Source organism: Rhodococcus sp. PSi06 (genome assembly GCF_054960675.1).
The window spans coordinates 88,813-102,530 of the sequence record NZ_JBHNYO010000010.1 but is presented as its reverse complement, the minus strand read 5'-3'; the positions used below and the strand labels follow the sequence as shown (position 1 = coordinate 102,530).

General features: G+C 66.6%; 11 protein-coding genes. All 11 read right to left on the bottom strand.

All coding sequences use genetic code 11. From position 1 onward, the window contains the following. Window positions 1–618 carry a LysE family translocator gene (locus ACFI9K_RS14620; RefSeq protein WP_222093658.1) on the bottom strand — a complete coding sequence of 206 codons (618 nt, stop codon included), beginning with the start codon at window positions 616–618 and terminating at the stop codon, window positions 1–3. A 278-nt stretch (window positions 619–896) separates the two neighbouring features. Continuing rightward, entirely contained in the window at window positions 897–1,985 is a 1,089-nt protein-coding gene (gene dapC / locus ACFI9K_RS14615) for a succinyldiaminopimelate transaminase (RefSeq protein WP_462664278.1), read from the bottom strand. 19 nt (window positions 1,986–2,004) lie between these two features. Continuing rightward, window positions 2,005–2,328: a ferredoxin gene (fdxA, locus tag ACFI9K_RS14610; RefSeq protein ID WP_008714223.1), complete on the bottom strand. Its 324-nt coding sequence runs from the start codon at window positions 2,326–2,328 to the stop codon at window positions 2,005–2,007. 114 nt (window positions 2,329–2,442) lie between these two features. Then, the gene (locus ACFI9K_RS14605; protein WP_462664159.1) at window positions 2,443–3,201 is read right to left on the bottom strand and encodes a hypothetical protein; all 759 of its coding nucleotides are present in this window, start codon (window positions 3,199–3,201) and stop codon (window positions 2,443–2,445) included. A 38-nt stretch (window positions 3,202–3,239) separates the two neighbouring features. Next, window positions 3,240–5,780 carry a bifunctional FO biosynthesis protein CofGH gene (locus ACFI9K_RS14600; protein ID WP_462664158.1) on the bottom strand — a complete coding sequence of 847 codons (2,541 nt, stop codon included), beginning with the start codon at window positions 5,778–5,780 and terminating at the stop codon, window positions 3,240–3,242. Window positions 5,781–5,892: 112 nt separating this feature from the next. Continuing rightward, complete coding sequence (locus ACFI9K_RS14595; protein ID WP_462664157.1) at window positions 5,893–7,194, bottom strand: C-glycoside deglycosidase beta subunit domain-containing protein; 1,302 nt, start codon at window positions 7,192–7,194, stop codon at window positions 5,893–5,895. A 2-nt stretch (window positions 7,195–7,196) separates the two neighbouring features. Next, a complete protein-coding gene (locus tag ACFI9K_RS14590; protein WP_462664156.1) occupies window positions 7,197–8,753 on the bottom strand; it encodes a GMC oxidoreductase in 1,557 nt (518 codons plus the stop codon). A gap of 67 nt (window positions 8,754–8,820) precedes the next feature. After that, the gene (locus tag ACFI9K_RS14585; protein WP_462664155.1) at window positions 8,821–9,900 is read right to left on the bottom strand and encodes a Gfo/Idh/MocA family protein; all 1,080 of its coding nucleotides are present in this window, start codon (window positions 9,898–9,900) and stop codon (window positions 8,821–8,823) included. Beyond that, a complete protein-coding gene (locus tag ACFI9K_RS14580; protein ID WP_462664154.1) occupies window positions 9,900–10,820 on the bottom strand; it encodes an ATP-binding cassette domain-containing protein in 921 nt (306 codons plus the stop codon). The genes ACFI9K_RS14585 and ACFI9K_RS14580 overlap by 1 nt, the downstream gene beginning before the upstream one ends. Then, the gene (locus tag ACFI9K_RS14575) at window positions 10,817–12,673 is read right to left on the bottom strand and encodes an ATP-binding cassette domain-containing protein (RefSeq protein ID WP_462664153.1); all 1,857 of its coding nucleotides are present in this window, start codon (window positions 12,671–12,673) and stop codon (window positions 10,817–10,819) included. The genes ACFI9K_RS14580 and ACFI9K_RS14575 overlap by 4 nt, the downstream gene beginning before the upstream one ends. After that, a complete protein-coding gene (locus ACFI9K_RS14570; protein WP_462664152.1) occupies window positions 12,670–13,704 on the bottom strand; it encodes an ABC transporter permease in 1,035 nt (344 codons plus the stop codon). Before ACFI9K_RS14570 ends, ACFI9K_RS14575 begins: the two co-directional genes overlap by 4 nt. Window positions 13,705–13,718: the final 14 nt, after the last annotated feature.

Below are 13,718 nucleotides of genomic sequence, written 5' to 3'. Positions count from 1 at the left end.
CTAGGCCGAGGACGCGACGGTTCCGATACCGAGGGCTACGAGGAATCCGGCGCTGATGCGGTCCAACCAGTCGGCCACCGCAGGCTTGCGCAGTAGCGCGACCGCGCGTGAGGCGACGACGGAGAACACCCCCATCACCAGGGCGGCCACCACCACCTCGACCAGTCCCAGCGTCATCGCACCGGTGAACGTGACCACGGTGAGGAACTGCGGCACCACGGCCAGGTAAAACAGTCCGACCTTGGGATTGAGCGCACACGAGAGAACTCCGGCACCGAACGACGACCATGCGGACGCTGCGACGGGTACCAGCGGTTCACCGGCGACCTTGTTCTTTCGGCGAGCCCGGAACGCTTTGACCCCCAGATACAGCAGATACAGGCCGCCGAGAACCTTGACCACGCGATACGCCGTCGCAGACTGCTCCACGATCGCCGCCAGCCCGACGGCCACCAGCACGGCCCAGAACAATCCGCCGATCGCGACGCCCATGGCTGCTGCGATCCCGGGCTTGAGGCCGCCGATGCTGTAGCGCAGCACCAGGAACGAATCGGGCCCGGGGAGAATGGCCAGCAGGAAGCACACGCCGGCGAAGCTGAGCAGCAGGCTGAGGGTCATGCGTACATGAGAACACCCGGGTCGGGCGGAAGCCAACTGATTTCGCTGTGAACCAACTCCGCTGAGTGTCCACTATTCGCATCGAGAAACTGGATCCCGTGCGCCGAACCGAATAGTGGACACTCAGCACACTGCAACTCACACCGGAGCCGGAATGCCGGTGGCCCCCAGCTGTCGACGGACCAACTGCAGCTGAGCGCCCACTGTTCGCATCGACAAACGGAATCCCGTACACCGAGCCGAATTGTGGACACTCAGCGCACTGGACACTCAGCTCACTAGCTACGCAGACGCGCGGCCGCCGCCTCGATTCGCTCGTCCGTCGCCGTCAGTGCGATGCGCACGTGCTGTCCACCATGCGGTCCGTAGAACTCTCCCGGTGCGGCGAGGATGCCGCGCTCGGCGAGCCAGTCGACGGTGTCGCGGCACGGTTCGCCCCGCGTGGCCCACAAGTACAGTCCGGCCTCGGAATGGTCGACGCGGAAGCCGGCTGCTTCGACGGCACCCTTCAACACTGTTCGGCGCGCTCGGTATCGCTCGCGTTGAACGTTCTCGTGCTCGTCGTCGGCCAGAGCCGCGGTCATCGCAGCCTGAATGGGCAACGGCACCATCATTCCTGCGTGTTTGCGAACCTCGAGCAATTCGGCGACGAGGGATGCATCGCCGGTGACGAAGCCGGCGCGGTAGCTGGCCAGATTCGAGGTCTTCGAAAGTGAATGCACCGCAAGCAGATTGGTGTGATCGCCGCCGCACACGCGCGAATCCAACACCGACACTGCGTCGGCGTCCCAGGTCAGACCCAGGTAGCACTCGTCGGAGACGACGATGGCGTCACGCTCGCGTGCCCAGTCGACGACCTTGCGGAGGTGGTCGACGCCGAGCACCTTGCCCGTCGGGTTGGACGGAGAGTTGACGAAGATCAGTGACGCCCGCTCCGGTCCGAGACGAGACAGGCCGTCGGCACGCAAGATCCTCGCGCCGGCAAGCAGAGCTCCCACTTCGTAAGTGGGATATGCCAATTCCGGTATGACCACTAAGTCGTCGGCTCCCAGACCCAACAGCGTCGGCAGCCAGGCGATCATTTCCTTGGTGCCGATCGCCGGCAGCACCGCATCGGCGGAGATGCCGGTGATCGAATAGCGGCGTTCGAGGGCCGCGACGGCCGCCTCGCGGAGCGCGACGGTGCCGACCGTCGTCGGATAGCCGGGTTCACCGGCAACCGAATTCAGTGCTGTCCGGATGACGTCGGCAACCGGATCCACCGGCGTACCGACCGACAGGTTGACGATGCCGTCCGGGTGCGCCGACGCCTTTTCCTTGGCAGCGGTCAGGGAATCCCATGGAAAATCGGGCAGCGCCGCTGCCACCGCTCTGCGTGCCAAGGTGTCAGTTCTCACCCATGGGAGGCAGAGCCTTGATGAACGGCGGGTCGTAATCGGTCTTGCCGAGTTTTGCGGCACCCCCGGGAGATCCCAGGTCGTCGAAGAAGTCGACGTTGGCACCGACGTACGCGCTCCACTGCTCGGGCACGTCGTCCTCGTAGAAGATGGCTTCGACGGGGCACACGGGCTCGCAGGCCCCGCAGTCGACGCATTCGTCGGGGTGGATGTACAGCATTCGATTACCCTCGTAGATGCAATCCACCGGGCACTCTTCGATGCACGCTTTGTCCAGTACATCTACGCACGGTTCTGCAATCGAGTAAGTCACTGCTGCTCTCCCCTCCTGTATAGATCGTGGGCGCTCACGCGCCCTGAGCATCCTAGTATCGCGGTCCGAACCTGAGGCAAAACGACCAGGGTGGCCTCACTTGCCCCCATCGAGCTATCTGCGTAGTTGCTTCGCAGTGGTTCCGCCGCCCTGAGCCGAAGCCTTCCGGTGAGCTGCCAGCCACTTTCGGCCCTGCTTGGCAGCGCGCGAGAGCGCCCCGCGCTCACCGAGGTAACCCGCGACGCCGCCGACGAGCGGGATGGCACCGAGTACGCGGTAGAACCCGCGGGGATGTGGACGCTTCTCCAGCTCGCCGGTGACGTCGCGCAGCACGTTCGCGATCTGCCACATTCCGCGCAGCAGCGCGAACGGGCCGGATTTCGGCGATTCTTCCTTCTTCACCGGTGCGCTGTCGGCCAGGGACGTCAGGTCCCGCTGGCACAGCACCGCTCCGAGCAGCGCCACGTGCGTCTCGCGGTCGTTCACCCCGGATTCGCGGGCCACGGCCACCAGGACCATCGCCTGGTTGGCGAAACCGAGCAGATCCTGGATCGGCAGCCGGTTGACCAGGATGCCGAACACCCCGGGGAACGCGACTGCAACCGTGTTGAGCGCGCCGATGCGGTTGACCCACCACTGCGAACGAGCATCGCTGTCGAGCTCTTCCCAGCCTGCGGTTCCCGGGAAATCGGTGGTGTCGAACGCCTTCGCCAGGAAATCGATGACGTTGTCGAGAGTCGAATCGTCCGCAGAGGACTTACGGAACGTCCGTCCCTTGAGGCCGATCGGGTCGCGGGTGGCGAGGATGTCGAGCACGGGATGAATGATGGCTACGGCACTGCTCAGTACCGCGGCGACTCGACGGTCGTCCATGTCAGGCAAGCTCCAATTCAGAAAATAAGGACCCAGGGTCAGATCAGGCCCGCGACCGACACCTCCGGTGCCGGGCCGTACGTGGTGGTGCGCTGACGAACCGGTCGTCCGATGCCGTCGGCGATCTCGTGCAGCTCCGCGACGGTCTTCTCCGAACCGTTCTGCGAACCCGCCATCCGCGAGATCGTCTCTTCCATCAGGGTCCCGCCCAGATCGTTCGCGCCTCCGTTCAGCATCGCCTGTGTACCCGTGATTCCCAATTTCACCCATGACGTCTGAATGTTGTCGATGCGGCCGTGCAGCATGATCCGCCCCAGGGCGTGCACAGCGCGGTTGTCCCGGTTGGTCGGTCCGGGACGCGAGGCACCGGCCAGGTAGAGCGGCGAGGACTGGTGCACGAACGGCAGCGGTACGAATTCGGTGAATCCGCCCGTCTTGTCCTGGATCTTCTTGAGCACGTTCAGGTGCCCGACCCAGTGCGACGGATTGTCGACGTGGCCGTACATCATCGTCGAGCTCGATCGCAGTCCCACCTCGTGCGCGGTGGTGATCACTTCGATCCACTCGGCAGCGGGCAACTTGCCCTTGGTCAGCACCCAGCGGACCTCGTCGTCCAGGATTTCCGCGGCAGTACCCGGAATCGAATCCAATCCGGCGGCCCGCAATTCGGTGAGCCATTCACGGATGGACTGTCCGCCGCGCGAGGCCCCGTTGACGATCTCCATCGGCGAGAACGCGTGCACGTGCATCGACGGCACCTTCGCCTTCACCGCACGGACCAGATCGGCATAACCGGTCACCGGCAGTTCCGGGTCGATGCCGCCCTGCATGCACACCTCGGTGGCCCCGACGACGTGCGCTTCCCACGCGCGTTCGGCGACCTCGGTGGTGGAGAGGGTGAACGCGTCGGCGTCGCCCTTGCGCTGGGCGAACGCGCAGAAACGGCACCCGGTGTAGCAGATGTTGGTGAAGTTGATGTTCCGGTTCACCACGTAGGTGACGGTGTCTCCGTTGACCTGCTTGCGCAGATCGTCGGCCAACGCGGCGACCGCGTCCATGCCCGGGCCTTCGGCCGTCGCGAGCGCGAGATACTGCTCGTCGGACAATCCGGCCGGGTCCTTCTCCGCGGCCGTCAATGCCGACACCAGGTCTCGATCGACCCGTTCGAGGCCGGCGAGATCGCGGACCTGTTCACGAATGGAATCCCAATCGCCGAACGCATTCGCCAGATCCGAGCGCGTCTCGGTGTTCCGGCCCTCGGTGTCGATCTCGGTGTTCAGATCCACCCGCCCCGAGGACTCCCACTCCTCGTCCGGCTCCTGCCACGGCAGACCCGTCGGATTCACGCCCTCGCGCGCCATTCCGGTCTCCAGATCCGCGACGGCCCGCACATGCGCCGAGATCCGCGGATCGATCCACGGCGCACCGGCGAGAACGTACTGCGGCTGCGCGGCAGTGCGCTCGACCAACCGATAACCGGCCGCCGCCGACAGCTCGGCGAGAGAGTCCAGATTCGGCCACGGCCGCTCCGGGTTGACGTGATCGGGCGTCAGCGGCGACACCCCACCCCAGTCGTCGACGCCGGCACCGAGCAACGCGGCGGTCTCCTCGGGTTCGACCAGATTCGGCGGAGCCTGAATCCGCATCGACGGCCCGACCACCATGCGCGTCACCGCGATCGTCGCCAGGAACTCTTCGAGGCCCGCATCGGGCACGGAGCGCATCGCGGTATCGGACTTGGCCAAGAAGTTCTGCACGATGATCTCTTGCACATGACCGAAAGACTTGTGCACCTTACGAATTGCCATGATCGACTCGGCGCGGTCACGCAACGTCTCGCCGATGCCGACGAGGATGCCCGTCGTGAACGGAATGTTCAGTCGACCTGCATCGGTCAGGGTGCGCAGCCGCACCTCCGGATCCTTGTCGGGGCTGCCGTAATGCGCCTGCCCCTTCTCCTCGAACAACCGACGCGAGGTGGTTTCGAGCATCATGCCCATCGACGGGGCGACCGGCTTGAGGCGCGAGAGTTCCTGCCACGACATCACACCCGGATTCAGATGCGGCAACAGGCCGGTCTCTTCGAGCACCCGAATGGACATGGCGCGCACGTAGTCCAGAGTCGAGTCGTAGCCGCGGGAATCCAGCCACGCCTTGGCCTCCGGCCAGCGCTCCTCCGGCCGATCCCCGAGAGTGAACAGAGCTTCCTTGCAGCCCAGCGCGGCACCCTTTCGAGCGACGTCGATGATCTCGTCGGGATCCATGAACATCCCGTGCCCGGCGGCATTGAGCTTGCCCGGCACCGTGACGAATGTGCAGTAGTGGCACTTGTCGCGGCACAGCCGCGTGATGGGTACGAACACCTTGCGCGAGTACGACACCGTCTTCGGTCGACCCGCGGATTCGAGCCCGGCGTCGCGCACTCGGGACGCCGACGCCATCAGATCGGTCAGATCCTCACCGCGAGCGTGCAACAGCACCGTGGCTTCGTCGACGTTGAGAGACACTCCGTCACGCGCGCGGCGTAGCACTCGTCGCATTGCAGAGGGGGCTGGTGCGGAATCCGGTAGAGAAGTCACTCGTCGATCATGCGCCTTCCTGGTACGCGCGTGCCACCCGGCTGCGCGACGGGCCCGTGCAAAGGTGTGGGCGAGACGAACGGGGGCCGGCACGCAGCCGACCCCCGGATCGTCAGCGCGCGCGATCCGCTACGAGAGACCGGAGCAGCGCGTGCTGGCGACGCACCTGATCGGGTCCGCGGTAAGGATCGCGCCGACCCTCGTACTCACTCGACAGCCAGCCCTTCCAGCCGGCGTCGAGGAGCGTGTCGACGATGGGTGCCCACGGCACGTGAAGGTCGTTGAGGTCGTCGTCGATCTCGAAGAACTTGGCCTGGATGAAGTGCACGTGCGGCAACACCTCGCGTAGGTCTTCCATCGGCACCGCGAGCGGGCGCAAGTGTTCCGGCACCTCGTTGCCGTCGCCGGAGTCGATCCCCTCGGGGTTGTCGAGCACCGGCGCGGTCTGGAAGATGCCGGTGTCGATCAGCAGCTTGAAGTGGTCACTGCCGCTCTCGGCGATGAAATCGAGGTAGCCCTGGGTGGCCCGGTGCTTGATCGGGGTCGGAGCGTGAATCTCGGGGCAGATGACGATGTTCAACTCGGCGGCGAGGTCGAGCGAACGGGTCACCGCCTCGCGCCAGACCGGGTGCGGGTCGAGCTCCCAGGACGTGACACCGATCTTCGGGCGCAGTGAGGTGAACCCGAGCCGATGAGCCAACCGCATGTCGAGCTGGAGCTGCTCGACGGCCTCCTCCACAGTGAGGTTCCGACCCGACCAGCGCGTCGTGTCGATCCACGATCCGTAGTTGGTCGGGGTGAGGCCGTGCTGCTGAATCAGGCTGTGCCAGGTGTCGGTCCACTCGCTCGTGGGGTTCGGGTAGCCGGAGACGTTGCCCTCCCCCAACAACTCGATCCCGGTGGCACCGAGGTCGGCGATGTCGGCGATGACGTCCGACAGGGTCATCGTCGTGTTCATCTCGCCGGCGTAGCTGTAGGTCGAGACGCAGAAACCGAGATCTCCTTCGGGTACCTCGGGCACGATGATGCCGCTGCCCGTGACGGCGAAGAAGGATCGCTCGATGGCGGGCGGGAAGTACGAGCGTCGGATGTAGATGTTCATCGAGAGCTCGTGGTGACCGGTCGCGAGCCCGCCCGGCATCGGCACGAAGAGGGTCACTGCCTCCTCGAGGCTCCAGCGCGCATCGGTCGAGCGTCGCAGCTCGTCGAGGGTGTAGCGCTTTCCCTGCACGATCCACTGCGCGACATGGTCCTCGATGCGGTGTCCGTCGACCACGATTTCCACGCCGTCGATGAGGCTCGCTGCAACCCCGCGGTAGTTGGGGTTACGCAACCGAACCTCGAATCCGGTCACCTGCCCGCCCTCGACCACGTTGCGGAAGCCTCGTCCTTGGATGACGCCTATGTCGAGCATGTTCAGTTCCCTTCGGTTTCGAGGCGCGCGGCGATGGCGCGCGCTCCGGCCACCGCGATGGCGACCGAGGTGAGAGTGGGGTTACAAGCCGTGGCTGTGGGAATGACGCCGTTCCCGGCGACGTAGAGGCCGTCGGTGCCCCACACTTCGGAGGACGGTGAGCAGACCGAGCGGCCGTCGTCGACCCGGCCCATCCGCACGGTTCCCTGCACGTGCAGCGACGCTCCCGGCGGGAACGTCATCGGATCCGAGTCGTCGAGCGGGTCACCGAGAGCAGCTGCGGCCCGCAGCATCGCCGTCCGGGAGGCGGCAATGGTCTCGTGGTCGGTCGGTGTCAAGCAGTAGTGGATCGTCATGGCCGGCATGCCGTACCTGTCGGTCTCGTCGTCGGAGAACTCGATCCGGTCGCTCTCCTGCAGATCCTTGGCACAGAACCACCCGAGTCCGACGATCGTGCCGGGGGCGGAGGTGTCTTCCTCGGCGAGCGGCACCGGGGACGCGTCGAGCTGCATGACCTGGCCGTGGAACGGCTCGGCGTCGGTGTAGGGCACCCAGCTGACGCCGCTCTCGGGCACGATTTCGGACTCCTCGCGGCCCGATGTCTCGACCCGGTCGGCGTCGACGTCACGGAGCCGGACGGCGTAGACGCTCTGCGGCTGGTCGTTGAGCCAGCGGCCCAGGGCGTTCGGGCGAACATCGGAAGCCCACAGCACCTGCGGGGTCCGCAAGCTGTCGGCCGCCACGACGACGAAGCGAGCTCGAACCTCGTGCTCCGAGCCGTCGGTCATGTCCGTGACCCGCACCCCGCGCACCACGCCGTCCTCGAGCAGGACACGGGTGACGAGCGCCTCGGGCACCAGGTGGTGACGGGGATTGTCGCGTGTGACGTCGCCGAACACGACGTCGGCACCGGACCAGTGGAGCCGGCCACGCTCGTCACGCTTGACGGCCAGGGGCATTGCGCCGACGTGGCGTCCGGGTGCGCGTCCCGGGTCGATCTCCTCGCCGAGACGCTTGCGCACGTCTGCGGTGTAGGGCGCATCGTCGAACGCGTGGGAGGTGACGGCAAGAAGGCGTTCGGCCTCGTCGAGGAGTCCATCGAGGTCGTCGAGAAACTCGATCCGCTCACCCTCGCCGGGACGGGGACAGGCACCGGTCCAGTGCGCGCCCATTCCGCCGACGTTGCTCGACATCGCAGCAGCCGGCAGGCCGTCCTCGCCGGGGACCTTGAAACCGCGCTCGAGCAGGAACGTTCCGGGGCGAACAAGCCGCGGCCTGCTGTCCGCGTAGCCGTCCATCGTGTCGGTGGACGACGTGTCGGGTGCCGGGGTCGGGCCCTCGGACTGCCGCTGAGCGCGGGCGCGAGCGGTGTCGTCTGCAATGTTCTTCACGTGCCCACCGGGAGGATCGGCCAGTAGCGGCCCCACCTCGAAGGTGACGACGTGCGCGTCCGGCGCGCTCTCGCTCAGAATGCGCGCGTAGGCCGCACCGCTGGGGCCGCTGCCGATGATCGCCACGTCGATGTCGGTGGGCAGCTGGTCGAAAAAGTTCCTGGTCATGTCGGGGGTTTCCTCGAGGGTCTGGGAATCGGTGGAAGGGTGCGGGAGGGAAGAGCCCGAGTGATCGTCAAGGCCGGATATCGACCCAGGTGTCGCGGGCGGCGGCGTCGAGCACAGCGGCGGTGATCCGCGCGGCCCGCAGCCCGTCGTCGAAGGTCGGCAGGCCGTCGGGGACCTCGCCGCCGATCGCACGGTAGGTATCGGAGACGAACCCGTCGAAGCAGTCCTGGTAGCCCTGCGGGTGCCCGGGTGGCAGCGCCGAGTAGTCGCCCGAAGCACCGGGTCGAGCCACACCTCGCATGAGTTCCTGGTTGACCTCGCGGCCACCCACCCACAGCCGGTCGGGTGACTCCTGGTCGAAGCCGAGGCTCTCGCGCTCGGCATCGACGGAGAACCACAGCCGGTTCTTACGGCCGTGGCTGACCTGGCTGACGGTCAGGTTGCCCACCGCGCCCAGGTCGGTCTCGAAGGTCAGCGCAGCGACGTCCTCGGTGACGACCGTCGCTCCGCCGCGGCGCGGAATCGCAATCGACGTGAGCGCCGCGAGCCGGGTGATGCGATGACCGGTGACGAACTCGAGCAGGTCGCACCAGTGCACGCCGATGTCCGCGAAGGCGCGCGAGCTACCTCCCGCAGAACCGTCGACACGCCAGTTGTCGTCGTCGGGGTCGGCCAGCCAATCCTGCAGATAGGACCCGTGGAACAGCCGTACCCGGCCGCTGGTGCCGTTCGCGAGCCGTTCCCGTGCTTCCCGCACCATCGGGTAGTACCGATAGACGAAAGGAATCGAGGCGACCACGCCGGCGTCGTGTGCCAGCGCGCGCAACTCCTCGGCCTCGGTCAGACCGCTGGCGAGCGGCTTCTCGCAGACCACGTGTTTTCCGGCCGCGAGCACTGCCCGCACCAGTGCCGCGTGCGTGCCGTTGGGCGTGCAGACGTGAACGACGTCGATGCTGTCGTCGTCCAGAAGGTCGTCGAGAGAGGTCGCGAAGCCGTCGGCCCGCAGCGCCGACATCGCCTCCCGGGACCGGGTCGGTGACGAACCGAGGACCCGGTGAACTCGACCGCCGGACCGCTGGATCGCACGGGCATGGACGCCGCCCATGAAACCGGTACCGATGATCGCGGCCCTGACTCCATCGGCCATCAGCCGGCCTGCACCGTCGACGGCACCGCTGCGGACTCCGAGGCGTCCAACATGCGACGTCGAGCGGCCCGTCGCTGCGCCTGGGCCGCCGGGTCCGCGATCGGAGAGGCCAGCAGCAGCCGCTGCGTGTACGGGTGGTCGGGCCGACGGGTCACCTTGTCGGCCGTTCCCGTTTCGACGATCTCGCCGCGATACATCACCGCGACCCGGTCCGAAATGTGGCGCACGACCGAGAGGTCGTGACTGACGAACAGGTAGGCAACCCCGGTGCGGGCCTGGATCTCGGTGAACAGGTCCAGCACCCGTGCCTGGGTGGACAGGTCCAGCGCGCTCACCGGCTCGTCGCACACGATCAACTTGGGTTCACGGCACAACGCTCGCGCGATCGCGATGCGCTGACGCTGCCCGCCGGAGAACTCGCGAGGCAAGCGCCCCCCGGCATCGGCGGGAAGGTGGACGTCGTCGAGCAGGGACCGGACCCGGGCGGCGGCCTCGGCGCTGGTGCTGCCGGTGGTGATGAGCGGTTCGGCGAGGATGTCGCTGACGGTCATCGCCGGGTTGAGCGAGGAGTAGGGGTCCTGGAACACGACCTGGATGTCCGCGCTCAGCGCCCGTCGCGCTTTCTTGTCCAGACCGGAGATGACCCGCCCCTCGAACCGGACCTCGCCGCCGGTGACGGGAGCCAGGCCCAGCACCGCTCGGCCGAGGGTGGTCTTGCCGGAGCCGGATTCCCCGACCAGACCGACGGTCTCGCCGGCACCGACATCGACGCTGACGCCGTGCAGCACCGGGATCGGTGCTGCCCGCCACCCGCGGACGGGGTATTCGACGACGACCTGATCGCAGGACAGCAGTGGGGTCTCTGCCACCGAGGAGACCGATTCGTCCTCGGTGGGAAGGGATGCGCGGAGCGTACTCATCGAAGGCTTCCGTTCGACTGCACCCGGGTCTCGGGTGGCGCGGTTGAAGTGTCGGGACGCGGCGGAAGTACGTCACCGTCGTTCGAGGACTGCGACCCGTCCTCGAGAATCGAGTCGAGCAGCATGCGGGTGTATTCGTGTTCCGGCGCGGAGAAAAGACGCTCGACGGGTCCGTGCTCGACGATCTCGCCTTGCCTCATCACTGCGACGTGGTCACAGACGTCGGCGACGACGCCGAAGTTGTGGGTGACCAGCAGCACGCCCATGTTGCGCTCGGCCTGCAGCTCGCGAATGAGGTCCAATACCTCGGCCTGGACCGTCACGTCGAGTGCTGTGGTCGGCTCGTCCGCAATCAGCAGGTCCGGTCCGCACGAGACGGCACCGGCGATCAGGACGCGCTGGGCCATACCTCCGGAGATCTGGTGTGGGTAGGAATCGAACACTCGTTGCGCGTTCTGGATCCCGACGCGTTCGAGCAGTCGGAGCGCTTCGGTAGCGGCCGCCGCCTTGGACAGTCCCAGGTGGTGGCGCATCGGTTCGACGAGCTGTGAGCCGATACGGGCGGACGGGTCGAGGTTCGACATCGGCTCCTGAGGGATGTAGCCGATTCGGCAGCCTCGCAGCTTGTTCCAGCTGCTCGCGTCCAGGCCGTTCAGATCCTGACCGTCGAACATCAGCCGGGAGGCGCTGGTCCGCGCGTTGCGCGGCAGCAGGCCCAGCACCGAGAACGCGGTTTGCGACTTCCCGGACCCCGATTCGCCGACCAGGCCGAGCACCTCACCGCGACGGAGCGAGAGCGAGATACCGCCGACGACCTGTTTCAGTTCTCCGCCGGCCGTCGGGTAGGCCACCGTCAGGCCGCTGATGGAGAGCAGCGCATCACCGTCCTCGGCTGCGCTGGGTTCGACGACGGATGCTCGGGGGGCGGGGGCGTTCGTCGCTCGGTCACGCTTGGAGGTGTTCACTCGACCGGCCGCGCCCAGCGCATCTCGCAGCGCGTTGCCCAACAGTCCGCACGCGGTGACGGTCAGTACGATCGCCACGCTCGGCCACAGCAGCAGCAGAGGTGCGGTGTAGATGTTCTTGAAGGCGTCGTTGAGCATCCCGCCCCAACTCGCCTGGTTGGCCGAGCCGAGTCCGAGGAACTCCAGGCCGGCCTGGACGACGATGGCGATACCGAGGATCTGCGACATCTGAATCACGGTGGGAGCCACGACGACCGGAAGAATGTGGCGTCGCACGATACGAAGGTCCTTCAGCCCGGAAACACGGGCAGCATCGACGAACAGCTCCTCGCGCACCGCGACGACAGACCCGCGCACCAGACGGTAGACGCCCGGCGCGATCAGGAACCCGAACACCAACATCGCCAGCGCAGTAGAACGACCGAACTGAGTCAGGACCACCAGCAGGATGATGATGGCCGGCTGCGCCATCAGAAGGTTCACGATCCAACTCGCCACTCCGTCGAGCCGGCCGCGGTAGAACCCGGCCAGCAGACCTGCGGGCAGGCCTATCGCGAGCGAGACCAGCACGACGATGACGGCACCGATGAGGCTGGTGCGAGCGCCGAAGAGGAGCTGGGCCCACACGTCACGCCCCACCCCGTCGGTGCCGAGCAGCTGCTGGGGACTCATGGGCGCCAGCGCGTCGGAGATCTGACTCGCGGTCGGGTCGGCCGACGTGAGTAGCGGAGCGAGGACGGCGATCATCACGACCAGCAGCAACCAGCTCAGGGCGAACACGGCAAGCGGGTCACGCACCAGCCGGCGCAGCAGACCCGCGCGGGCCGTAGCGTCGGTCGGCACGGGGCCGGGGACGTCGGTCGTCCGAATGTCGAGAGAGCTGCTCATGAGATGCGCACCTTTGGGTTGAGCCAGCCGAGCGCGATGTCGACGAGCAGGTTGACGACCACGACGATCAGCACGACCATCACGACGACGCCGAGGACGACCGGGACGTCGCCTTGACTGGCCGCCGAGGTGGCGAGCTGGCCGACGCCGTTGAGTCCGAAGACCTTCTCGATGACGACCGCGCCGCTGACGAGCGCGATGAACTGGAGCGACAGGACGGTGAGGGACGGCGGAGCCGCGTTGCGCAGAGCGTGCTTGAACAGGATGCTGCGCACCGGCAGCCCGCGGCTGCGAAGCGTGCGGATGTAGTCCTGCTCGAGAACATCGATCATGGACCCGCGGGTCTGGGTCGAGACGGTCGCGATCGCGCCTCCGGCCAGCGACAGAGCCGGCAGGGTGATGGACAGCAGCCACTGGCTGGGATTCTCCGAGAACGGTGTGTACCCGATCGCCGGGAACCAGCCGAGGTTGACCGCGAACACCAGAGCGAGCAGGAGTGCGACCAAGAAGTTGGGTACGGCGAACCCGACGATCGAGACCACTTGCACGACCCGGTCGAGCCAGCCGCCGCGAACAGCGGCCAGGACACCGATGGCGGCCGCGACGACGCCCGTCAGGACCACCGCAGCGATCACCAGCGAGAGCGTGATGGGCAGGGCGTCGGCGATCGACTTGCTCACGGACTGGTTGTTGAACCAGGAGGTCCCCAGGTCACCGCGGACGGCGCCGAGTATCCAGTCCCAGAATCGGACGAGGAGTGGGCGATCCAGACCCAGGTCCTGGTTCTTCGTCGCGACCGCGTCCAGGGTGGCGTTGTTTCCGAGAATGCGTCTTCCCGGGTCGGTGCCGGTCAGGCTGGTCAAGATGAACGTGACGGTGGCGGTCACGGCGATCAGAGCGACACCGGAGCCGATGCGGCGTAACAGGAACAGGACCACGATGTCCTCCTTGGTTCTTCGATGGGTCCGGCCGGTCTGGGCACGGAGGGTGGTGACCGGTGTCTGCGGCCCGTCGATGCGGATCGCAGACACCGGCGCTCGGTAGA

Bases quoted from the DNA above. Each gene is read 5' to 3' on its own strand.
- ACFI9K_RS14620 (WP_222093658.1), bottom strand. From the start codon at position 618: ATGACCCTCAGCCTGCTGCTCAGCTTCGCCGGCGTGTGCTTCCTGCTG.
- ACFI9K_RS14605 (WP_462664159.1), bottom strand. From the start codon at position 3,201: ATGGACGACCGTCGAGTCGCCGCGGTACTGAGCAGTGCCGTAGCCATC.
- ACFI9K_RS14595 (WP_462664157.1), bottom strand. From the start codon at position 7,194: ATGCTCGACATAGGCGTCATCCAAGGACGAGGCTTCCGCAACGTGGTC.
- ACFI9K_RS14590 (WP_462664156.1), bottom strand. From the start codon at position 8,753: ATGACCAGGAACTTTTTCGACCAGCTGCCCACCGACATCGACGTGGCG.
- ACFI9K_RS14585 (WP_462664155.1), bottom strand. From the start codon at position 9,900: ATGGCCGATGGAGTCAGGGCCGCGATCATCGGTACCGGTTTCATGGGC.
- ACFI9K_RS14580 (WP_462664154.1), bottom strand. From the start codon at position 10,820: ATGAGTACGCTCCGCGCATCCCTTCCCACCGAGGACGAATCGGTCTCC.
- ACFI9K_RS14575 (WP_462664153.1), bottom strand. From the start codon at position 12,673: ATGAGCAGCTCTCTCGACATTCGGACGACCGACGTCCCCGGCCCCGTG.